This window comes from Bradyrhizobium sp. LA6.8 (assembly GCF_040547935.1).
Taxonomy (GTDB): Bacteria; Pseudomonadota; Alphaproteobacteria; order Rhizobiales; family Xanthobacteraceae; genus Bradyrhizobium; species Bradyrhizobium barranii.
Window position 1 is genome coordinate 318032 of record NZ_JBEPQQ010000007.1, and the last position, 22603, is coordinate 340634.

The 22603-nt window shown below is 64.0% G+C and carries 20 protein-coding genes; 15 read left to right on the forward strand and 5 right to left on the reverse strand.

Annotation, left to right across the window (positions count from 1 at the left end; genetic code table 11):
- The first annotated feature begins 108 nt into the window (after nt 1–108).
- The 8 genes from rimP to pnp all read left to right on the forward strand — a co-directional run bounded on the left by rimP (nt 109) and on the right by pnp (nt 10476).
- Entirely contained in the window at nt 109–867 is a 759-nt protein-coding gene (gene rimP, locus ABIA90_RS30720) for a ribosome maturation factor RimP (RefSeq protein WP_354119133.1), read from the forward strand.
- A 2-nt stretch (nt 868–869) separates the two neighbouring features.
- On the forward strand, nt 870–2480 hold the full coding sequence (gene nusA / locus ABIA90_RS30725) for a transcription termination factor NusA (RefSeq protein ID WP_028150578.1): 1611 nt from the start codon (nt 870–872) through the stop codon (nt 2478–2480).
- A gap of 23 nt (nt 2481–2503) precedes the next feature.
- Entirely contained in the window at nt 2504–3187 is a 684-nt protein-coding gene (locus ABIA90_RS30730) for an RNA-binding protein (RefSeq protein ID WP_071908928.1), read from the forward strand.
- 72 nt (nt 3188–3259) lie between these two features.
- Nucleotides 3260–5968 (forward strand): translation initiation factor IF-2, encoded by a 2709-nt coding sequence (infB, locus tag ABIA90_RS30735; protein WP_071908927.1) that lies wholly within the window; start codon nt 3260–3262, stop codon nt 5966–5968.
- A 156-nt stretch (nt 5969–6124) separates the two neighbouring features.
- On the forward strand, nt 6125–6556 hold the full coding sequence (gene rbfA, locus ABIA90_RS30740) for a 30S ribosome-binding factor RbfA (RefSeq protein ID WP_028150575.1): 432 nt from the start codon (nt 6125–6127) through the stop codon (nt 6554–6556).
- Nucleotides 6553–7671 (forward strand): tRNA pseudouridine(55) synthase TruB, encoded by a 1119-nt coding sequence (gene truB, locus ABIA90_RS30745; RefSeq protein WP_354119134.1) that lies wholly within the window; start codon nt 6553–6555, stop codon nt 7669–7671. Before rbfA ends, truB begins: the two co-directional genes overlap by 4 nt.
- A 2-nt stretch (nt 7672–7673) precedes the next feature.
- Nucleotides 7674–7943 carry a 30S ribosomal protein S15 gene (rpsO, locus tag ABIA90_RS30750; protein ID WP_008131787.1) on the forward strand — a complete coding sequence of 90 codons (270 nt, stop codon included), beginning with the start codon at nt 7674–7676 and terminating at the stop codon, nt 7941–7943.
- A gap of 376 nt (nt 7944–8319) precedes the next feature.
- On the forward strand, nt 8320–10476 hold the full coding sequence (gene pnp, locus ABIA90_RS30755; protein WP_354119135.1) for a polyribonucleotide nucleotidyltransferase: 2157 nt from the start codon (nt 8320–8322) through the stop codon (nt 10474–10476).
- Nucleotides 10477–10552: 76 nt separating this feature from the next.
- Here the strand turns inward: pnp and katG are convergent, their stop codons facing one another.
- Nucleotides 10553–12718: a catalase/peroxidase HPI gene (katG, locus tag ABIA90_RS30760; protein ID WP_354119136.1), complete on the reverse strand. Its 2166-nt coding sequence runs from the start codon at nt 12716–12718 to the stop codon at nt 10553–10555.
- A 114-nt stretch (nt 12719–12832) separates the two neighbouring features.
- Here katG and ABIA90_RS30765 point away from each other — a divergent pair, with 114 nt between their 5' ends.
- From ABIA90_RS30765 to ABIA90_RS30785, 5 genes are all read left to right on the forward strand, one after another.
- A complete protein-coding gene (locus ABIA90_RS30765) occupies nt 12833–13759 on the forward strand; it encodes a hydrogen peroxide-inducible genes activator (protein ID WP_028150571.1) in 927 nt (308 codons plus the stop codon).
- 77 nt (nt 13760–13836) lie between these two features.
- Entirely contained in the window at nt 13837–14301 is a 465-nt protein-coding gene (locus ABIA90_RS30770) for a GNAT family N-acetyltransferase (RefSeq protein ID WP_354119137.1), read from the forward strand.
- Nucleotides 14302–14391: 90 nt separating this feature from the next.
- A complete protein-coding gene (locus ABIA90_RS30775; RefSeq protein ID WP_354119138.1) occupies nt 14392–15228 on the forward strand; it encodes a hypothetical protein in 837 nt (278 codons plus the stop codon).
- A complete protein-coding gene (locus tag ABIA90_RS30780; protein WP_354122490.1) occupies nt 15225–16046 on the forward strand; it encodes a hypothetical protein in 822 nt (273 codons plus the stop codon). The genes ABIA90_RS30775 and ABIA90_RS30780 overlap by 4 nt, the downstream gene beginning before the upstream one ends.
- 164 nt (nt 16047–16210) lie before the next feature.
- Complete coding sequence (locus tag ABIA90_RS30785; RefSeq protein WP_354119239.1) at nt 16211–16807, forward strand: glutathione S-transferase family protein; 597 nt, start codon at nt 16211–16213, stop codon at nt 16805–16807.
- Nucleotides 16808–16910: 103 nt separating this feature from the next.
- Here ABIA90_RS30785 and fabI read toward each other — a convergent pair whose 3' ends face one another.
- The 3 genes from fabI to fabA all read right to left on the reverse strand — a co-directional run bounded on the left by fabI (nt 16911) and on the right by fabA (nt 19636).
- The gene (gene fabI / locus ABIA90_RS30790; protein WP_354119140.1) at nt 16911–17711 is read right to left on the reverse strand and encodes an enoyl-ACP reductase FabI; all 801 of its coding nucleotides are present in this window, start codon (nt 17709–17711) and stop codon (nt 16911–16913) included.
- A gap of 139 nt (nt 17712–17850) precedes the next feature.
- Nucleotides 17851–19074, reverse strand: a complete 1224-nt coding sequence (gene fabB, locus ABIA90_RS30795) for a beta-ketoacyl-ACP synthase I (RefSeq protein ID WP_166347414.1) — start codon at nt 19072–19074, stop codon at nt 17851–17853.
- 40 nt (nt 19075–19114) lie between these two features.
- Nucleotides 19115–19636, reverse strand: a complete 522-nt coding sequence (fabA, locus tag ABIA90_RS30800) for a bifunctional 3-hydroxydecanoyl-ACP dehydratase/trans-2-decenoyl-ACP isomerase (RefSeq protein WP_071908917.1) — start codon at nt 19634–19636, stop codon at nt 19115–19117.
- A 352-nt stretch (nt 19637–19988) separates the two neighbouring features.
- Here fabA and irrA point away from each other — a divergent pair, with 352 nt between their 5' ends.
- The gene (irrA, locus tag ABIA90_RS30805; protein WP_063980150.1) at nt 19989–20480 is read left to right on the forward strand and encodes an iron response transcriptional regulator IrrA; all 492 of its coding nucleotides are present in this window, start codon (nt 19989–19991) and stop codon (nt 20478–20480) included.
- 154 nt (nt 20481–20634) lie between these two features.
- Here irrA and ABIA90_RS30810 read toward each other — a convergent pair whose 3' ends face one another.
- Nucleotides 20635–21165 (reverse strand): SH3 domain-containing protein, encoded by a 531-nt coding sequence (locus tag ABIA90_RS30810; RefSeq protein ID WP_071908916.1) that lies wholly within the window; start codon nt 21163–21165, stop codon nt 20635–20637.
- A 312-nt stretch (nt 21166–21477) separates the two neighbouring features.
- On the opposite strand from ABIA90_RS30810, the gene ABIA90_RS30815 reads away from it, so the two are divergent.
- On the forward strand, nt 21478–22479 hold the full coding sequence (locus tag ABIA90_RS30815; protein WP_014490950.1) for a 2-hydroxyacid dehydrogenase: 1002 nt from the start codon (nt 21478–21480) through the stop codon (nt 22477–22479).
- Nucleotides 22480–22603 lie beyond the last annotated feature (124 nt).

The window sequence follows — 22603 nt, forward strand, 5'->3', positions numbered from 1 at the left end:
GCGGCCCGGCGAGCTGCCGGGATAAAGAGTTCCGAAACAGGCTCTGCAGATCCTAACCTGCTCAAGTCCTTAACCAAGCCTTAACCATCGAGCGCCTTGACCCCTGATATGACCGAACCGAACACTGGTTCCACGGATGCCGAGTTGCTGGCCGAGCCGAGGCTCGTGGTCGAGCCGGGCGTGGCGGCACGTGTGTCTGCGGTCGCAGGTCCGGTGCTCGAGGGCATGGGCTACCGCCTGGTGCGGATCCGCATCTCCGGCGAGTCCGGCTGCACCGTGCAGATCATGGCCGAGCGGCCGGACGGCTCGATGCAGCTCGAGGATTGCGAAGCGATCTCGCGGGCGCTGTCGCCCGTGCTCGACGTCGCGGACCCCATCGACCGCGCTTATCGGCTGGAAATCTCCTCGCCGGGGATCGACCGTCCGCTGGTGCGCCGCTCGGATTTCGAGCGCTATTCCGGCTATCTGGTGAAGATCGACATGGCGGTCGCCCATGAGGGGCGGAAGCGGTTCCGTGGCATGCTCGGTGCCGTCGAAGGCGACCGCGTGCACCTGCATCGCGACGACGTCAAGGCGAACGATAATCCCGACGTTCTCCTGACGATGGAAGACATCGGTGAGGCACGCTTGGTGCTGACCGACGAGCTGATCGCGGAATCCATGCGCCGCGGCAAGGCCGAGGAGCGCCAGATGCGCCGCGATCTCGGCATCGAGCCGCCGGCTGCACCGCACGCGGAAATCAGTGCGAAGATCACCAAGAACACCAAGCCGCAAAAAAAGAAGCCGGCACCAACCAATACGAAGAAGCACCGCCTGGCCGCCGAACGCGCGCGGCGGGGCGAGATCGAGCCTGACGAAGGAGACTAGCCATGGCAGTCAGCGCCAATCGACTTGAATTGCTCCAGATCGCCGATGCCGTCGCGCGCGAGAAATCGATCGACCGCGGCATCGTCATCGCGGCGATGGAAGACGCCATCGCCAAGGCGGCGCGGGCACGTTACGGCAGCGAGACTGACGTTCATGCCGAGATCGACCCGAAGAAGGGCGAGCTGCGGCTGTCGCGCCACATGCTGGTGGTCGAGAAGGTCGAAAATCATTCCAACCAGATCTCGCTGGTGGATGCGCAGCGCGCCAATCCCGGCGCCCAGGTCGGTGACACCATCGCCGATACGCTGCCGCCGCTGGAATATGGCCGCATCGCCGCGCAATCGGCCAAGCAGGTGATCGTGCAGAAGGTGCGCGAGGCCGAGCGCGACCGGCAATATCAGGAATTCAAGGACCGCATCGGCGACATCGTCAACGGCGTCGTCAAGCGCGTCGAATATGGCAGTGTGATCGTCGACCTCGGCCGCGGTGAAGCCATCATCCGCCGCGACGAGATGCTGCCGCGCGAAGTGTTCCGCAACGGCGACCGCGTCCGCGCCTACATCTTCGACGTCCGCCGCGAGACCCGCGGCCCGCAGATCTTCCTCTCCCGCACCCATCCGCAGTTCATGGCGAAGCTGTTCGCGCAGGAAGTGCCTGAGATCTATGACGGCATCGTCGAGATCAAGGCGGTGGCCCGCGATCCCGGCTCGCGCGCGAAAATCGGCGTGATTTCCCGCGATTCCTCGGTCGATCCCGTCGGCGCCTGCGTCGGCATGCGCGGCTCGCGCGTGCAGGCGGTGGTGAACGAGCTGCAGGGCGAGAAGATCGACATCATCCCGTGGTCGCCCGACATCGCGACCTTCGTGGTCAACGCGCTGGCGCCGGCCGAAGTCTCCAAGGTCGTCATCGACGAAGACCGCGAGCGCATCGAGGTCGTCGTGCCCGACACCAACAACCAGCTCTCGCTGGCGATCGGCCGCCGCGGCCAGAACGTGCGTCTGGCCTCGCAGCTCACCGGCTGGGACATCGACATCCTGACCGAGCAGGAGGAATCGGAGCGCCGCCAGGCCGACTTCGAGAACTCCACCCGCGTCTTCATGGAATCGCTCAATGTCGACGAAGTCGTCGGCCAGCTGCTGGCGTCCGAAGGCTTCACCTCGGTCGAGGAACTCGCGATGGTGGACCTCAAGGAACTCGCCGGCATCGAAGGCTTCGACGAGGAGACCGCGCAAGAGCTCCAGAACCGTGCCCGCGAATATCTCGAGCAGCAGGAGGCCGAGATCGAGGCCAAGCGCAAGGAGCTCGGTGTCGAGGACGCCGTCAAGGACGTGCCGGGCGTCACCTCCAAGATGCTGGTGAAATTCGGCGAGAACGACATCAAGACCGTCGAAGACCTCGCCGGCTGCGCCACTGACGACCTGGTCGGCTGGACCGAGCGCAAGGAAGGCGGCGAGCAGACCAAATTCCCTGGTGCGCTCGACGGTATCGAGATCTCCCGTGACGATGCCGAAGCCATGATCATGCAGGCCCGCGTCAAAGCCGGCTGGATCACCGAAGCCGATCTCGCGAAGCCCGCCGAAGAGGCCGAGGCGACCGAAGATCAGCCGGCTTAAGGACGAAGGAGAATGTCGCCCGGATGCTCGCAGATACTGACCACGATCTCGACCATGGACCGCGGACCGAAAGGTCCGCGACCATGCGGATGTGCGCGGTCAGTCGCGAGGTCCGGCCGATCGACGAGCTGATCCGCTTCGTCATTTCGCCGCAAGGCGACATAGTTCCCGATCTCAAGCGCAAGCTGCCCGGACGCGGCATGTGGGTCACCGCCTCGCGCGAGGTGGTTGCGGAAGCCGTGCGGCGTCACCAATTTAGCAAAGCCTTCAAGCGCGAGCTGCGCACTCCCCAGACGCTTCCCGCCGACATCGAGGCGCTCCTGGTTCGGAGCGTGACGGAAGCCCTTGGGATTGCCGCCAAGGCGGGCCAGATTGTGGCCGGCTTCGGCAAGGTCGAAAGCGCCCTGCGGGAAGGCACGGCCGAGGTCCTGATCCATGCCAGCGACGGGGCCGCGGACGGAATCCGCAAATTGGACATGCTGGCACGTCAAAATGGCGGGAATCGCGGCGCCAAGCCGCAGATTCCCGTCGTCACTGCGTTGAAATCGATAGAATTGGATTTGGCACTTACCCGGTCAAATGTGATACATGCTGCCCTGCTCGCGGGCCCGGCGAGCAAGTCATTCCTGTCACGTAGCCAGATGCTGGTCCGATACCGGATGGCGGACGATGACAAGACTGCCGAAAAGCCCGGCCAGGATTTCTGAGAGACAACGACGACCCGATAGGACGGTGCGGCAACGCACAACGTTAACAAAGATCAGGATTAGGACTGCTGAATGGTTGATACCAAGACCCCTGACGACAAGAAGCTGAGCGTTCCGAGCAAGACGCTATCGCTCAAGCCGCGCGTCGAAACGGGCACTGTGCGTCAGAGCTTCAGCCATGGCCGCAGCAAGCAGGTCGTGGTCGAGAAGCGCGGCAAGCGCCGCGTCGACGGCAGCCCCGAACCGCAAGCTCCCGCGGTTGTTGCAAAGCCGGCACCGGCCGCGCCTGCTCCCGCTCCGGCACGCCCGGCTCCGCCCCGCAACGCCGGCTCCGGCGTGGTGCTGCGCACGCTGACCGAGGACGAACGTTCCGCCCGCGCCAGCGCGCTGGCCGACGCCAAGGTGCGCGAAGTCGAAGAGCGCCGCCAGGCCGAAGACGAAGCCCAGCGCCGCGCTGTCCGCGAAGCCGCCGAACGCGTCGAGCGCGAAGCCGCCGAGGCCCGCCGCAAGGCCGAGGATGAGCGCCACCGCCACGAAGAGGAAGCCAAGCGCAAGGCCGAAACCGAGGCCAAGAAGCGTTTTGGCGAAGGCGAACAGCCGGCGTCAGCCGCGCGCCCTGCAACTGCCGCCCCGGCCGCTCCCGCGCCACGTCCTGGCGCGCCCGCAGCACGCCCCGGCACCACCACGACCACGGCACGCCCGGGAACAACCACCGCGCGCCCTGGAACGACCACCGCGAGGCCGGGAGGCGGCCCGTTGGGTCGCGCTCCCGCGGTCGCAGCCGGACCGGACGAGGACGATGGTCCGCGCCAGATCCGTCGCGGTCCCGGCGGCGCCGCGCGTCCCGTGGTAGCCCCCAAGCCCACCCACAAACCCGGCCCGCAGAAGGAGCGCGGTCGCCTGACGGTCGTGACCGCATTCAATGCCGACGACGTGCGCGAGCGATCGATCGCCTCGTTCCGCCGCCGCACTCAGCGCCTGAAGGGCCATGCCGCGAACGAGCCGAAGGAAAAGCTCATCCGCGAGGTGGTCATTCCGGAAGCGATCACCATCCAGGAGCTCGCCAACCGCATGGCCGAGCGCGCGGTGGAAATCATCCGCATGCTGATGAAGCAGGGCGCGATTCACAAGATCACCGACGTGATCGACGCCGACACTGCGCAGCTGATCGCCGAAGAGCTTGGTCACACCGTCAAGCGCGTTGCCGCGTCCGACGTTGAAGAAGGCCTGTTCGACGCCACCGACGATTCCACCGACACCGAGACGCGTTCGCCCGTCGTGACCGTGATGGGTCACGTCGACCACGGCAAGACCTCGCTGCTCGACGCGCTCCGCCATGCCAACGTCGTCTCCGGCGAAGCCGGCGGCATCACCCAGCATATCGGCGCCTATCAGGTGCTGTCGCCCGAAAGCGGCAAGAAGATCACCTTCATCGACACGCCCGGCCACGCCGCGTTCACCGCGATGCGCGCCCGCGGCGCCAAGGTGACCGACATCGTCGTGCTGGTGGTTGCTGCCGATGACGGCGTCATGCCGCAGACGATCGAAGCCATCAACCACGCCAAGGCGGCGCGGGTGCCGATCATCGTTGCCATCAACAAGATCGACAAGCCCGATGCGAAGCCCGAGCGCGTGCGCACCGAGCTGCTCCAGCACGAGGTGCAGGTCGAATCCTTCGGCGGCGAAGTCGTCGACGTGGAAGTGTCAGCCAAGAACAAGACCAATCTCGACAAGCTGCTCGAGATGATCGCGCTCCAGGCCGACATCCTCGACCTGAAGACCAATTCGGAGCGTCCGGCCGAAGGCACCGTGATCGAAGCCAAGCTCGATCGCGGCCGTGGCCCGGTCGCGACCGTGCTGGTCCAGCGCGGCACGCTTCGTGTCGGTGACATCATTGTCGCCGGCGCCGAGATGGGCCGCGTCCGCGCGCTGATCTCGGATCAGGGCGAGACGGTGCATGAGGCCGGTCCTTCGGTTCCGGTCGAGGTGCTCGGCTTCAACGGTCCGCCGGAGGCCGGCGATCGTCTCGCGGTGGTCGAGAACGAAGCCCGCGCCCGCCAGGTCACCAGCTATCGCGCGCACCAGAAGCGCGAGAACGCGGCTGCCTCGATCTCCGGCATGCGCGGCTCGCTCGAGCAGATGATGTCGCAATTGAAGACGGCGGGCCGCAAGGAATTCCCGCTGATCATCAAGGCCGACGTGCAAGGCTCGCTGGAAGCGATCCTCGGCTCGCTGGAGAAGCTCGGCACCGACGAAGTCGCAGCCCGCATCCTGCATGCCGGCGTCGGCGGCATCTCGGAATCGGACGTGACGCTCGCGGAAGGCTTCAACGCCGCGATCATCGGCTTCTCGGTTCGTGCCAACAAGGAGGCGGCTGCGGCCGCCAAGCGCAACGGCATCGAGATCCGCTACTACAACATCATCTACGACCTCGTGGACGACGTGAAGAAGGCGATGAGCGGCCTGCTCGCGCCGACCTTGCGCGAAACCATGCTGGGCAATGCCGCGATCCTGGAGATCTTCAACATCTCCAAGGTCGGCAAGGTCGCCGGCTGCCGCGTCACCGACGGCACCGTGGAACGCGGCGCCAATGTGCGCCTGATCCGCGACAATGTCGTCGTACACGAAGGCAAGCTGTCGACGCTGAAGCGCTTCAAGGACGAAGTGAAGGAAGTGCAGTCCGGTCAGGAATGCGGCATGGCCTTCGAGAACTACCACGACATGCGTGCCGGTGACGTGATCGAGTGTTATCGCGTGGAGACGATCCAGCGCTCCCTGTAAGTCCAAATCTTACCGAAGCGCCCGGATCTTTTTGAGCTGAAATTGCGGGAGTGCGATGGCCGGATTTATTCCGGCCATCCGCGCCGCATTCGTTTCAACAGGACAAATGACAATGCTCGTGTCCCAAACGCGGGCACGACGAGGTGATTTTCAACCATGCCCCGCCACCATCAGAAGAAAAGTTCCGCGCCGGGCGGCTCGCAACGCCAGTTGCGTGTCGGCGAGCAGGTTCGCCACGCGATGGCCGAGATTCTGGCGCAAGGCAATGTGCATGATGCGGACCTCGAAGGTCACATCATCACCGTGCCGGAGGTTCGGATGTCGCCCGACCTGAAGCTCGCAACGGTTTACGTGATGCCGCTCGGTGGCCGCGACACCGAGGTCATCATCGCGGCGCTCGAGCGCAACAAGAAATTCCTGCGCGGCGAAGTCGCGCGGCGCGTTAACCTGAAATTTGCACCTGACCTTCGTTTCCGCGTCGACGAACGATTCGACGAAGCGGAACGGATCGAGAAGCTTTTGCGAACACCTGCGGTGCAGAAGGACCTGGAACAGGATCCGGATTCGGATCGGGAAGAAGAGCGATGACGATGGACCCGGCTCACGGCACGATCGGCGGCGAAGAGACCGATCAGCGCGACGTGCAGAAAAATAATTTTGCGGATCTCGCCGGCGATTCCCAGCCGCATCAGGAGCCGCGCCGCGTCAACAACGATCCCCGCGCCAACAAGCAGAAGGGCAACCAGCCGCGCCGCGACCGCCGCGACGTCCATGGCTGGGTCGTGCTCGACAAGCCGATCGGCATGACCTCGACGCAAGCGGTCGCCGTGCTCAAGCGCCTGTTCAACGCCAAGCGCGCGGGACACGCCGGCACGCTCGACCCGCTCGCCTCCGGCGGCCTGCCGATCGCGCTCGGCGAGGCCACCAAGACGGTTCCCTTCGTGATGGACGGCCGCAAGCGCTACCAGTTCACCGTGTGCTGGGGCGAGGAGCGCGATACCGACGACATCGAGGGCCGGGTCACCGCGACCTCCGACCAGCGCCCGACCCGGGAGGCCATCCTGGCCCTGCTGCCCCGCTTCACCGGGGTGATCGAGCAGATCCCGCCGCGCTATTCCGCGATCAAGGTCCAGGGCGAGCGCGCCTATGACCTGGCCCGCGACGGCGAGATCGTGGAACTGGCCCCCCGTCCGGTCGAAATTCACCATTTAGCCCTTGTGGATCAACCGGATAACGACCGGGCGGTGTTCGAGGCGGAGTGCGGCAAGGGGACCTATGTCCGGGCGCTGGCCCGCGATATGGGCCGGATTCTCGGCACTTACGGCCATATTTGCGCGCTGCGGCGGACCCTGGTCGGCCCATTTGACGAGAACGACATGATTCCGCTGGATCAGTTGGAGGCTTTATGCGATAGAGCCGCGTCCGGCGAGGGCAGCCTCGCCGACGCGCTTATGCCCGTTGAGACCGCGCTGGACGACATCCCGGCACTGGCCGTCACTCGGGCTGATGCGGCAAGGCTCCATCGGGGTCAGGCCGTTTTATTGCGCGGACGGGATGCGCCCACTAGTAGCGGCACAGTCTATGTCACGGTGGCAGGCCGTCTATTGGCGCTTGCTGAAGTCGGCAACGGCGAAATCATCCCCAAGCGTGTGTTCAACCTGACCGGTCTGACTGCCAGCACCGGTCGCAACGAGAGAAATTGACGATGTCGATTGCCGCAGAACGCAAAGCGGAAGTCATCAAGACGAATGCCAACAAGGCCGGCGACACCGGCTCGCCGGAGGTTCAGGTGGCGATCCTGTCGGAACGCATCAACAACCTCACCAACCATTTCAAGACCCACGTGAAGGACAACCATTCGCGTCGCGGCCTCTTGAAGCTGGTTTCGACCCGCCGCTCGCTGCTCGACTACCTCAAGAAGAGGGACGAGGCGCGTTACAAGGCGCTGCTCGAGAAGCACAACATTCGTCGTTAAGTGTTCCTGCGCGCGCCACTGGCGCGCGTTTTTGTGCGCGGTTTCGAGCGAAAGCGTTTGTTTAAAGGTTTTTGATCGAGGCTGCGTGCGTGTCGGGTGCGAGCCGATGATGATTCGCATCCGGGGCACGATGGGCGAGGACCGCAATCCGGTGTTCGCGTTCGTGCCGACTGACAGTCCAGCAGCAATCCGGCGGCTGGGCACAACGGGCAAGGCGCCCGTATGACCCGAAAGGATGGACGCCATCCGAAATCCGAAAACCATGGCAGGATCGCAGGACGCTGATCGCCCGCTTCGATCAACGTCCCGCAATCTTGCGCATGGTTTTTGTTTTTCGGGCCGTCCTTCTTTCGAGAACCCATGAAAGAAGACATCTATGTTCAATAAGCATTCAGTCGAGATCGACTGGGGTGGACGCCCTCTCAAGCTTGAAACCGGCAAGATCGCGCGTCAGGCCGACGGCGCCGTCGTCGCCACCTATGGCGAGACCGTGGTGCTCGCCACCGTCGTCGCGGCGAAGGCGCCGCGCGAAGGCGTCGACTTCCTGCCGCTGACGGTCGATTACCAGGAGAAGACCTACGCAGCCGGCCGCATTCCCGGCGGCTATTTCAAGCGCGAGGGTCGTCCGACCGAGAAGGAGACGCTGGTCTCCCGCCTCATCGACCGTCCGATCCGTCCGCTGTTCGTCGACGGCTGGCGCAACGAGACCCAGGTGATCGTCACCGTGCTGTCGCACGACATGGAGAACGATCCCGATATCGTGGCGCTGGTGGCCTCATCGGCCGCGCTGACCCTGTCCGGCGCGCCCTTCAAGGGCCCGATCGGCGCAGCGCGCGTCGGCTTCGCCAACGACGAGTTCATTCTCAACCCGACGCTCGACGAGATGGTCGACACCCAGCTCGACCTCGTGGTCGCCGGCACGGCCGACGCCGTGCTGATGGTGGAATCGGAAGCCAAGGAGCTCAACGAAGACATCATGCTCGGCGCCGTGATGTTCGGTCACCGCCACTTCCAGCCGGTCATCAACGCCATCATCGAGCTCGCCGAGAAGGCAGCCAAGGAGCCGCGCGAAGTCACGGTGATCGACAATTCGGCGCTCGAGAAGGAAATGCTCGGCCTCGTCGAGCAGGAGCTGCGCGCCGCCTATGCCATTCCGATCAAGCAGGATCGCTACGCCGCGGTCGGCAAGGTCAAGGAAAAGGTGATCGCTCACTACTTCCCCGAAGGCCAGGAGCCGAAATACGACAAGCTGCGCATCGGCGGCGTGTTCAAGGAGCTGGAAGCGAAGATCGTTCGCTGGAACATCCTCGACACCGGCAAGCGCATCGACGGCCGCGATTCCAAGACCGTGCGCAACATCATCGCCGAAGTCGGCGTGCTGCCCCGTGCCCACGGCTCGGCGCTGTTCACCCGCGGCGAGACCCAGGCGCTGGTCGTGACCACGCTCGGCACCGGCGAGGACGAGCAGTACATCGACGCGCTGTCCGGAACGTACAAAGAGACGTTCCTGCTGCACTACAACTTCCCTCCCTACTCGGTCGGTGAGACCGGCCGCCTCGGCGGCACCAAGCGTCGCGAGATCGGCCACGGCAAGCTCGCCTGGCGCGCGATCCACCCGGTGCTGCCGCCGCATCACGAGTTCCCCTACACCACGCGCGTGGTGTCGGAGATCACCGAGTCGAACGGCTCGTCCTCGATGGCTTCGGTCTGCGGCGCTTCGCTGGCGCTGATGGATGCCGGCGTGCCGTTGAAGCGGCCGACCGCGGGCATCGCGATGGGCCTGATCCTCGAAGACAAGCGCTTCGCGGTTCTCTCGGACATCCTCGGTGACGAGGACCATCTCGGCGACATGGACTTCAAGGTCGCCGGTACCGAGCAAGGCATCACCTCGCTCCAGATGGACATCAAGATCGAGGGCATCACCGAAGAGATCATGAAGGTGGCGCTCGGTCAGGCCAAGGATGGCCGTATCCACATCCTCGGTGAAATGGCCAAGGCGCTCACCAACGCCCGCGCCGAGCTCGGCGAGTACGCGCCGCGCATCGAGACCTTCAAGATCGCCACCGACAAGATCCGCGAAGTGATCGGCACCGGCGGCAAGGTGATCCGCGAGATCGTCGAGAAGACCGGCGCCAAAGTCAACATCGAGGACGACGGCACCGTGAAGGTCGCCTCCTCCGATGGCGAGGCGATGAAGGCCGCGATCAAGTGGATCAAGTCGATCGCCTCCGATCCGGAAGTCGGCCAGATCTATGACGGCACCGTCGTCAAGGTGATGGAGTTCGGCGCCTTCGTGAACTTCTTCGGTTCCAAGGACGGCCTCGTCCACATCAGCCAGCTCGCTTCGGCGCGCGTGCAGAAGACCTCCGACGTCGTCAAGGAAGGCGACAAGGTCAAGGTCAAGCTGCTCGGCTTCGACGACCGCGGCAAGACCCGGCTGTCGATGAAGGTGGTCGACCAGACCACCGGCGAAGACCTCGAAGGCAAGGGCGGCGACGGCGAGAAGACCCCGCGCGAAGCCGCCGGCGAGTAATCGATCCGCACATCAGAAACACGAAGGGCGGCCTCGCGGCCGCCCTTTTTGTTTGTCGCTTGCTTAGGCCCGGGGATCAGGCCGCGAGGTCGTACCGGTCGAGGTTCATCACCTTGGTCCAGGCCTTGGCGAAGTCCTGCACGAACTGCTGCTTGGCGTCCGACGAGGCATAGACCTCGGCGAAGGCGCGGAGCTGCGAGTGCGCACCGAAGATCAGGTCGGCGCGCGTGCCGGTCCACTTCACCGCGTTGGTCTTGCGGTCGCGGGCCTCGTAGGTGCCGTCAGCCGCCGGCGTCCACTGCGCGCTCATGTCGAGCAGGTTGATGAAGAAGTCGTTGCTCAGCGTTCCGACCTTCGAGGTCAAGACGCCGTGCTTCGAACCGCCCGCATTGGCGCCGAGCACACGCAGACCGCCGACGAGCGCGGTCAGCTCGGGACCGGACAGCTTCAGCAGCTGCGCGCGATCGACAAGAGCTTCCTCCTGCTGCAGGAACTGATGCTTCTTGCCGACGTAGTTGCGGAAGCCATCGGCCCGCGGCTCCAGCGGGGCGAAGGATTCCGCGTCGGTCTGCTCCTGCGAAGCATCCATGCGGCCCGGCGTGAAGCCAAGCTTCACGTCAACGCCGGCATCCTTCGCGGCCTTCTCGACCGCGGCAGAACCGCCGAGGACGATGAGGTCGGCGAGCGAGACCTTCTTCGCACCTGCCGATGCGTTGAAGTCCTTCTGGATCGCTTCGAGCTTGCCGAGAACCTTGGAGAGCTGAGCCGGCTGGTTCACCTCCCAATCCTTCTGCGGGGCCAGACGGATGCGCGCGCCGTTGGCGCCGCCGCGCTTGTCGGAGCCGCGGAACGTCGAAGCCGACGCCCAGGCGGTCGAGACCAGCTCGGAGACCGAGAGGCCCGAAGCCAGTATCTTGGTCTTCAGCGCAGCGATGTCCTGGTCGCCGACCAGCTCGTGGTTCACCTTCGGAATCGGATCCTGCCAGATCAGCGTTTCCTTCGGCACCAGCGGGCCGAGATAACGCTGGATCGGACCCATATCGCGGTGGGTGAGCTTGAACCAGGCGCGGGCAAAGGCGTCCGCGAACTGATCCGGGTTTTCGAAGAAGCGACGCGAGATCTTCTCGTAGGCCGGATCGAGACGCAGCGAGAGGTCGGTCGTCAGCATCGTCGGCCGGTGCTTCTTCGACTTGTCGAAGGCATCAGGAATGATCGCGTCGGCACCCTTAGCCGTCCACTGATTCGCACCGCCCGGGCTCTTCGTCAGCTCCCATTCGTACTTGAACAGGTTCTCGAAGAAGTTGTTGCTCCACTTCGTCGGCGTCGTCGTCCATGTCACCTCGATACCGCTGGTGATGGAATCGCCCGCCAGGCCGGAAGCGTACTTGCTCTTCCAGCCGAGGCCCTGATCCTCGAGCGCGCCCGCTTCCGGCTCCGGACCGACCAGCGACGGATCGCCCGCGCCGTGGGTCTTGCCGAAGGTGTGGCCGCCGGCGATCAGCGCGACGGTTTCCTCGTCGTTCATCGCCATGCGGGCGAACGTCTCGCGGATGTCCTTGGCCGCGGCGACCGGGTCAGGCTTGCCGTTCGGGCCTTCCGGATTGACGTAGATCAGGCCCATCTGCACCGCGCCGAGCGGCTCGGCGAGCTGGCGTTCGCCGCTGTAGCGCTCGTCGCCCAGCCACGTGCCTTCAGGACCCCAATAGAGCTCTTCCGGCTCCCACACGTCGGCGCGGCCGCCGGCGAAGCCGAAGGTCTTGAAGCCCATCGATTCCAGCGCGACGTTGCCGGCGAGCACCATCAGATCGGCCCAGGAGATCTTGCGGCCGTATTTCTGCTTGATCGGCCAGAGCAGACGGCGCGCCTTGTCGAGATTGGCGTTGTCGGGCCAGCTGTTGAGCGGCGCGAAACGCTGCTGACCGGCTCCGGCGCCACCGCGGCCGTCCGTGGTGCGATAGGTGCCGGCGCTGTGCCAGGCCATGCGGATCATGAGGCCGCCATAGTGGCCGAAATCGGCGGGCCACCACTCCTGCGAGTTCGTCATCAGAGCCGTCAGGTCCTTGATGACGGCATTCAGGTCGAGCGACTTGAACTCCTTGGCATAGTCGAACTCCTTGCCCATCGGGTCGGACAGGGTCGAATTCTTGTGCAGCATCTCGATGCTGAGCTGGGTCGGCCACCAGTCGCGGTTCACGCGCGTGGGTTTTCCGCCCGAAAACGGGCACTTCGAAGTGTCATCCATGAATACCTCCTCTGGTGGCGTCGAACTCGCGCCTTTGACCAGGTAGAATTACTCTAGGCTTCGCATTCGATCAGGGGAAGTTGACTTTAATGATCGCTGCGATAGGATTTTCTGATGGCCAACGTGACGATGCGCCAGCTCAGATATTTCGACGCGCTGGCGCGTCACGGCCATTTCGGCCGCGCGGCGGAGGCAAGCTCGATCTCCCAGCCGGCCCTGTCGATGCAGATCAAGGAACTGGAGGAGGCGCTCGGCGGCCTGCTGCTGGAGCGCAGCGCCCGGCAGGTGGCGCTGACCCGGTTCGGCGAGGAGCTCGCACCGCGCGTCCGCGACATCCTGCGCTCGGTCGATGAGCTCGGCGATTTCGCACGCGCCTCGCAGGACCGGTTTGCGGGCCGGCTGCGGATCGGCATGATCCCGACGATCGCGCCCTATCTGCTGCCCAAGATCACCAAAAATCTCACGCGCATGCATCCCGAGCTCGACATCCGCGTGCGCGAGACGATGACGCCGCGACTGATCCAGGAACTGGTGGAAGGCCGGCTCGACACGGCCATCGTTGCATTGCCGGTGTCCGAGCCTTCGCTCACCGAGGTCGCGCTGTTCGACGAAAAATTCCTGCTGGTGCGGCCGGGCTCCGACGAAGGCACACCGGTGCCATCGCGCGAGATGATGCGCGAGATGCGACTGCTGCTGCTCGAAGAGGGGCACTGCTTCCGCGATCAGGCGCTGTCGTTCTGCAACATGCAATCGGCGCCGCCGCGCGAGATGCTGGATGCTAATTCGCTGTCGACGCTGGTCCAGATGGTCAGCGCCGGCATCGGCGTCACCTTGATCCCGGAAATGGCGGTGTCGGTGGAGACGCGATCGGCCTCGGTCTCGCTGTCGCGCTTCCGCGATCCCGAGCCCTCGCGCACCATCGGCATGGTCTGGCGCAAGACCAGCCCGCTGGCGCGGCAGCTGCTGCAGATCTCCGAAGTGGTGTGCCTGTCGGCCGGCAAGGCGCGCCCGCGGCAAGCCACGCGCGGCCAACGTGGGTAGGCGGGAATTTTCCTGAATAGCCGGGATCATTCAAGCGAGCCCCTGCGCAAGGCGGGCAGATCGAACCGAGAGCACCAATGTCTGATCCCGTCATCCGTCCCGCGCGCACCGACGAATATGACGAGATCGGCCGCGTCTGGATGGAAAGCTGGGTCTCGACCGGCCTCGCCGAGGCGAGTGAGTTCCTGCTAGCAAATCTGCGCGCACGCATCAGGCGCGAGACCGAGAACGGCTGGAGCCTGTTCGTGGCCGACGACAATGGCACGATCGCCGCCATGCTGGCCCTGCATCTGCCAAAACTCTATCTCGACATGCTTTTCGTCGGGCCCACCTACCAGGGCCAATCGTTGGGACGCCAGTTGCTCGCCTTCACGCGCACGCAAATGCCCGATGAGATGTACCTGCGCTGTGTCCGTGAAAACGAAAAAGCCTGGCGCTGGTACGAGCGCGAAGGCTTTGTGTTCGAGAAGGAAGAGATCGAGCCGTCGAATGGGTTCGTGATGAAGTATTATCGGTGGAAGCGGCAGCGGCCCACCGGATAGACAGCGATCCCGGGCTGCAGCTTGCGGTTGTCACGATCCCACCCTAGTGTGGCGTATCCGATGACCTCCCGCCTCTGATCCTTGGAATCCATGTTTCGACTTGCTGCCCCGGTGCTCATCCTGCTGTCCTTCCTGACTTCGGCAGCAGCGCAAACCCCTCCCGCAACCACCGCTCCCGCCGCTCAGACCGCACCACAGGCAAAGCCGACAGCCAAGAAAGCGACGACGAAGCCGAAGGCGACAGCCAAGCCTGCGGAGTCGGCAACTGCTGGTCCTTGTGGCGTCGGCGTGATTGCGGGGACCGGGGACATCTTTGTCGTCCAGAAGATCGGTCTGACCGTGTTCGGCAACGACTACGCAGAAGTCCCGGTATCCTGGGGCCTTGACGATCTTGTCTTTGCGCGGGCGCGGGCCGCGGCAGGCAACACGCCGGTGCGACGGATCACTTATGCCAAGGGTGCACTCGATTCCTACTACCACCCCAAATCCGGCCTGTTTCGCAATCAGCGCGAGGAGCTGTCGAACCTGATCCGGCAGGTCGCGGGCAATGCCGGTTGCGAGCGCTATCTCGTCGTCATGCGCAGCGAAGGACAGCTTGACGGGACCAATCAGTCGCTCAGCGGCGTCGGCATCTTCAGCCGGGGTGTCGGTCTCATCTCCTACGCGTATGTCTTCGCCTATATCGGCGTGACATGGGTCGATGGCCGCACCTTCGAAATCATGAAGGGCCCTGCCGTGACGTTCGAAGGTGTCATGAAGCATATGGCAGACAACTTCGTTTCGAACGAGCTTTTGCAGAAGGTGGACAAGTCCATGTTTCCGGAGACGGCCGCGGACTCCGCCAACAACACCGCCCTGCGCGACACCACGCGCGACTTCCTGACCAAACGGCTGGACAAGATCTTGCCGCCGTATTTCGCGCAGTGACGATGCTGAAAGGAAGCCAAGCTCGCAAGAAAGCGATGATCAAGGCGATGCAGGCCTTCGCAATGATCGTCGCGACTCATCTGCTCTCGGCGGCGGGAGCCGGGGCCCAGGCTGCGTCAAAGACGAGCACGGCCAAGTCATCGAACGCGTCCCCAACGACACCAGCAGAGAGCGGCCCATGTCAGATCGGCGTCATCCCGATCGCCGGCGATCTCTTCATGATCAAGAACTTCGGTCCCCTGGAGTTCCTCGACAAATACTCGCGGGCCTCCGTGACCGCGTGGGCACTCGACGACCTCGTCGTGTCCCGCGTTCGCGCGGCTGCGCCCGGCAGCTCCGTGCGCAGAGCCACCTACACCAGAGAGGAGCTGAAATCTGGAGGCCGGCGGGAGCAAAATCCGTTCTTCTACCGTGCCGAAAGAGACATCGCGGACTTCGTTCGGTTTCTCGCACCAAGACTCCGTTGCGAACGTTATGTCGTCGTGCACCGGCACGGCGGAACGCATCGCGAATACGGCATTGGAATCTCGCGGTACCCCTACGACGGATCTGTGCATCTCTACGCGATAATGTACATCCGTGTTTACGACGGCGAGACTTTTACGTTGATCAAGGAAGCGCAGGCCTTGATGACTGACGACACCTACGTCGACCGCTTGCTGCGCAATCCGCTTGGTGGACCGTCGCGCGAGCTGGATCGGACAATGTTTCCGGAGAAGCCTGCTGATGTTGTCAATAATCCGGTATTGCGCGACGGCGTGCGTGCCATGCTGACGGCAAGTCTCGACAAGACATTGCCGCCCTTGCTCCGGCACTAGGACAGCCTGCGCGCTGCTTGGGAACGCCACCGTCAACCGGTCGCGTTGACCAACATGTCGTTCGCGCAGCTGACCTCTTGCCTAGGCGTAGTGCGTTGCGAATACGCGGCAAACGCGGCATGAATTGCGCGCAATTTGCCTCACGCCCACGGAGGGTTCCGTCCATTATCAAGCTCTATTGGTCACCCCGCTCGCGCTCGTTCACGACGCTCTGGCTGATGGAAGAGAGCGGCCTGCCCTATGAGCGCGTGCTGACAGACATCTCGACCGGTGCACAGAAAGCGCCGGATTATCTGAAGGTCAATCCGATGGGCAAGGTGCCGGCGCTCAGCGACGGCGATGCCGCGCTCGGCGAAGCCGCCGCGATCTGCGCCTACATCGCCGACTGCTATCCCGAGACGAAGCTGGCGCCTGCCGTGACCGATCCGCGCCGTGCGCGCTATCTGCAATGGCTGTTCTTCTCGCCGGGCTGCATCGAGCCCGCCATCATCCAGATCTTCACCAAGATCGAGATCCCGACCTCGACCGCGGCCTGGGGCAGCGCCACGCAGGTGTTCGACGTGCTGGAAGCTGCGCTCGCGAAGGGACCGTGGATCCTCGGCGAGGAATTTTCGGCCGCCGACATCACGGTCGGCTCCGGCCTGAATTTTGCGGTCCGCCTGTTCAAGATGGTGCCGTCCCGCCCGGCCTTCGATGCCTATCTCGCGCGCTGCATGGCGCGGCCGGCGTTCCAGCGGGCGGAAAAGATCGCGGCGGGATAAACCAACTCTCGTAGGGTGGGCAAAGCGGAGCGTGCCCACCACGTCTGCGCGATCGGGGAGAAATGGTGGGCACGGCGCTCTGCGCCTTTGCCCAACCTACGAACTACTCTGACGATTTCAAATCGTCCGGCCTCGGCATCAAGATGACGTTGTAGCCGGAATCGACATAGTGGATCTCACCGGTCACGCCGCCGGAGAGATCCGACAACAGATACAGCGCCGAGCCGCCGAGCTCGTCGAGCGTGACGCCGCGGCGGAGCGGCGAATGTTTCTGCATGAAGCCGAACATCGCACGCGCCTCGCCGATGCCCGAACCGGCGAGCGTACGGATGGGGCCTGCGGAGATCGCATTGACGCGGATGCCGCGCGGTCCGAAATCGGAGGCGAGGTAGCGCACGGAGGCCTCCAGCGCCGCCTTGGCCACGCCCATGACATTATAATTGGGCATCGCGCGCTCCGAGGCGCCGAAGGTCAGCGTGATCATGCTGCCGCCTTCCGTCATCAGCTCGGCGGCACGTTTTGCGACCTCCGTGAACGAGAAACAGGAGATCACCATGGTGCGCGAAAAGTTCTCGCGGCTGGTGTCGGCGTAGCGGCCCTTCAGCTCGTTCTTGTCGGCAAAGCCGATGGCGTGGATGACGAAATCGAGCTTGCCCCATTTCTCGCGCAGCACGGCGAAGGTCGCATCAACGCTGGCGATGTCCTCGACGTCGCAAGGCAGCACCAATTCCACGCCGAGCTGCTCCGCCAACGGCTTGACGCGCTTGCCCAGCGCCTCGCCCTGGAAGGTGAAAGCAAGCTCGGCACCGTGGGCATGCAGCGCCTTCGCCATGCCCCAGGCGATCGAATGATCATTGGCGATGCCCATGATCAGACCGCGCTTGCCTTTCATTAGACCTTCCATCTCGCAATTACTCTCCGCTCTCCATCATGCCCGGGCTTGTTCCGGGCATCCACGTTCTTCCGCAACCGGTAGCAAAGACGTGGATGGCCGGGACGAGCCCGGCCATGACGAAAAAACTACCAGTGCGTCCGCAATGACGTCACACATCCAGCCGGCTGAACACCAGCGTGGCGTTGGTGCCGCCGAAGCCGAAGGAGTTCGACAGCACGGTGCCGATCTTGACGTTGTCGATGCGCTTGCGCACGATCGGCATGTCGGCGAACACGGGATCGAGCTCCTGGATGTGCGCGCTCTCGCAGATGAAGCCGTTGTTCATCATCAGCAGCGAGTAGATCGCCTCCTGCACGCCGGTTGCGCCCAGCGAGTGACCGGTCAGCGCCTTGGTCGCCGAGATCGGCGGGCACTTCTCGCCGGCACCGAACACGCGACGGAGCGCGTCGATTTCCGGCGGATCGCCTGCCGGCGTCGAGGTCGCGTGCGGATTGATGTAATCGACCTTGGTCTTCACCGTCGACATCGCCATGCGCATGCAGCGCTCGGCGCCTTCACCGGAGGGCGCGACCATGTCGTAGCCGTCCGACGTCGCGCCGTAGCCGACGATCTCGCCGTAAATGCGCGCGCCGCGCGCCTTGGCATGTTCGAGCTCTTCCAGCACCAGCACGCCGGCGCCGCCGGCAATGACGAAGCCGTCGCGGTTGACGTCATAGGGACGCGAGGCGGTGGCGGGCGTGTCGTTGTACTTCGACGACATCGCGCCCATGGCGTCGAACAGCACCGAGAGGGACCAGTCCAGCTCCTCGCAGCCGCCGGCGAAAATGATGTCCTGCTTGCCGATCTGGATCGTCTCATAGGCGTTGCCGACGCAATGGTTCGACGTCGCGCAGGCCGAGGAGATCGAATAGTTCACGCCCTTGATCTTGAACCAGGTCGCGAGCGTCGCGGAGGCCGTGGACGACATCGCCTTCGGCACAGCAAACGGTCCGACGCGCTTCGGCCCCTTGGTGCGGGTGATGTCGGCGGATTCGACGATGGTGCGGGCCGACGGGCCGCCGGAACCCATGATGATGCCGGTGCGGATGTTGGAGATATCTTCGGGCGACAGACCGGAATCCTGGATCGCCTGCTCCATCGCGATATGATTCCACCCCGCGCCCTGGCCGAGGAAGCGCATCGCACGCCGGTCGACGACCGTCGCAGGATCAATCGTCGGCGCACCTTGCACCTGCGAACGGAAGCCGAGTTCGGCATATTTCTCAGCCCGCGAAATGCCTGACTTCGCCTCGTGAAGGCTCGCAAGCACTTCCTGGGTGTTGTTTCCGATGGACGAGACGATACCCATCCCGGTGACCACAACCCGCCTCATGACAGCCTCGCCTAAATCGTTGTCTTTCTTGGTGATGCGCTCAGCCCAGGCTCACGCCCTGCTTGAACAGGCCGACCTTCAGATCCTTCGCGCGATAGATAATCTGGTCATCGACCGAAAGCCATCCGTCGGCGATACCGAGCACCAGCTTTGAACGCATCACGCGCTTGATATCGATGTTGTACACAACCTTACGGGCCTCGGGCAGCACCTGGCCGCTGAACTTCAGCTCGTTCAGGCCAAGGGCGCGGCCGCGCCCTTCACCGCCGCTCCAGCCCAAATAGAAGCCGACCATTTGCCACAGCGCATCGAGGCCGAGGCAGCCGGGCATGACGGGATCGTTCTTGAAATGGCAGCCGAAGAACCAGAGGTCGGGCTTCACGTCGAGCTCGGCCCGCACCACCCCCTTGCCAAACTCGCCGCCGGTCTCGTTGATGTCCGTGATGCGGTCGAACATGAGCATCGGCGGCAGCGGCAGCTGGGCATTGCCCGGGCCGAACATCTCGCCGCGGCCACATGCCAGCAGATCTTCATATTCGTAGCCGTTGCGCCTGTTCAGCATGCGGAAGCCTCTGTTCAAATCCCGATTGAGCGGCGTTTCTGGCGAAAATGGGCCCCGTTTCGTTCGGAAAGCCGCGCCAATTCCCGTCATCCGGCGCGACAGCCACGAGCCAGGATGGACTGCGGGCCGGGCCTCAATGCCCGGCTGCGCCATAATCGGCCAAGCGGAACCGCGGGCTCTCTAACACAGGCATTTCTGGTGGCAAAGCGATCTCATGAAGGTAAAGTGACCACCTGCTCGCCCGGTTCCATTTCTCATTAGAACCTCTCTAGTTGCGAGAAACTTGCATCTGCATCTATCTGTCCATATATTGCATATAGATGCAGTGTCCACGCGTGCCCGAAATCTGGAAATGAGCGAGAATCCCGCGCCCCATCACGACGACGACGTCCATTCCGCCGCCCTCCTGTCCGGCCGCCAGCCGGCCTTGACCGGCTGCCCGTGGCACGACGTCAACGAAATGCTCCAGTCCGCGGGGCTTCGTCCGACGCGCCAGCGCATGGCGCTCGGCTGGCTCCTGTTCGGCAAGGGTGCTCGCCACCTCACGGCTGAAATGCTCTATGAGGAGGCGACGCTGGCCAAGGTGCCGGTGTCGCTCGCGACCGTCTACAACACGCTGAACCAGCTGACCGATGCCGGCCTGCTGCGCCAGGTCAGCGTCGACGGCACCAAGACCTATTTCGACACCAACGTCACCACCCACCACCATTATTACCTCGAGAATAGCCACGAGCTAGTCGATATCGAGGATCCGCATCTGGCGCTGTCCAAGATGCCGGAGGTGCCCGAGGGTTACGAAATCGCGCGCATCGACATGGTCGTGCGGCTGCGTAAGAAGCGCTGAAGATCGATCCAAAGCTGCTGAATTTGTCGTCATGGCCGGGCTTGTCCCGGCCATTGTCGTTTTACGCTGTCATTCCGGGATGGTCCGAAGGACCAGACCTCAGATGCGCAATTGCGCATCGGGGAATCTCGAGATCCCGGGATGACCCTTCGGGTCAGTTGACTTGCTCGTCCGAATAGACGCCCCAGAGGCGCTCCTGCTGGATCCAGCCGTCAAAGCCGTTGCCGGTGACGCGACACCAGTTTGCAGTGCACTTCTTGACCTGCGTAACGACGCCGGCCTGGAGCTTGGCCGCAACCGCGCTGTCGAGATCGGCGCGGTCGTAGATCGGGGCGAGGTCGTCCTTGTGCTTCATGGTGACGACCGCAGTGCGGCGGCCCGACAGCAGCGAATGATAGACCCAGCCCTCGGCGCCTTCGGAATCGCGCACCCGGCGCCAGTTCTCGAACTCGGCGGTGATTTCGACCGGCAGGCCGGCGCGGGTGTAGACCCAGGCGACGTCGTTGTCCTTGGTCGGGCCGGCGCGCACGTTCACATGATCCGATTTGAGGCTGACATAACGCGGCACCGGCAGGCCGCTCGCGGTCTGGGGGGTGCTGTCCTTCGCCGAATGCCCGGGGCTGACCGAGGCGCTCAACCAGGTGCAAACGAGCGCCATCACCGAACAAAAACGCCCCAACGCCATCAACCCGTCTCCTGTCGAGGGCCCCGCCGCGCCGGGCCCTCACCCTAAATTTCGAACCTGCCGCGCAAGCCCATCACCCGTGTTCCCGAAGCCTTAACCCGTGGTTCTTGTCTTGGCCCGGCCTTCTGCTAGAGAGGACGGACACTTGAACAACCAGTTTGCCCCGATTTTCCGGTCGGAAATGTCGGGAGAGCTTGAAGGAAGCGCCGGGGACGACACGGCAAAGGCAGTGTCGAACAACCGGGTTAATGAGGCCTCAACGGCCGGCCTTTGGTAACAGAGGCGGCTTGCGGCGCCTCATGAGGGCATGACATGTCGGTGAAGAAAAAGCCCCTCGTGGTGGTGACGCGCAAGCTGCCGGACTCGATCGAGACCCGGATGCGCGAGCTGTTCGACGCGCGGATCAATCTCGAGGACACACCGATGTCGGCCGAGCAGATCGCTGAGGCCGCGCGCACCGCCGACGTGCTGGTTCCGACCGTCACCGACCACATCACCGCCGACATCGTCAACCAGCCCGACTGCAAGCTCCGCCTGATCGCCAATTTCGGCAACGGCGTCGACAACATCGACGTCGAGGCCGCGCATGCCCGCGGCATCACCGTCACCAACACGCCGAAAGTCCTGACCGAAGACACCGCCGACATGACCATGGCGCTGATCCTGGCCGTGCCGCGCCGGATGATCGAAGGCGCCTCGATCCTGACTGAAGGAAAGCCCTGGCCCGGCTGGTCGCCGACCTGGATGCTCGGCCACCGCATCGGCGGCAAGCGTCTCGGCATCATCGGCATGGGCCGCATCGGCCAGGCGGTCGCGCGCCGTGCCCGCGCCTTCGGCCTCCAGATCCACTATCACAACCGTCGCCCCGTGGCCCCGAAGATCGCCGAAGAGTTAGGGGCGACCTATTGGGAAAGCCTCGACCAGATGCTGGCGCGGATGGACATCATCTCGGTGAACTGTCCGCACACGCCGGCGACCTATCATCTGCTGTCGGCGCGGCGGCTGAAGCTGATCCGCAAGGACGCCTACATCGTCAACACCGCGCGCGGCGAGGTGACCGACGAGGACACACTGATCAAGCTGATCGAGGGCGGCGAGATCGGCGGCGCGGGCCTCGACGTCTACGAGCACGAGCCCGCGGTCAATCCAAAGCTGGTGCGGCTCGCCAAGGCCGGCAAGGTGGCGCTGCTGCCGCATATGGGCTCGGCCACGATCGAGGGCCGCGTCGAGATGGGCGAGAAGGTGATCATCAACATCCGCACCTTCCTCGACGCGCACAAGCCGCCGGACCGCGTGCTGCCGAGCATGCTCTGAGTTTCCAACCGACTGCGTGACAAGCCTTCCGTCCTCATCCTGAGGAGCCGCGAAGCGGCGTCTCGAAGGATGGCCGCGGGCGGGAGCCGGGCCTGCATGGTTCGAGACGCGCGTTCCGCGCTCC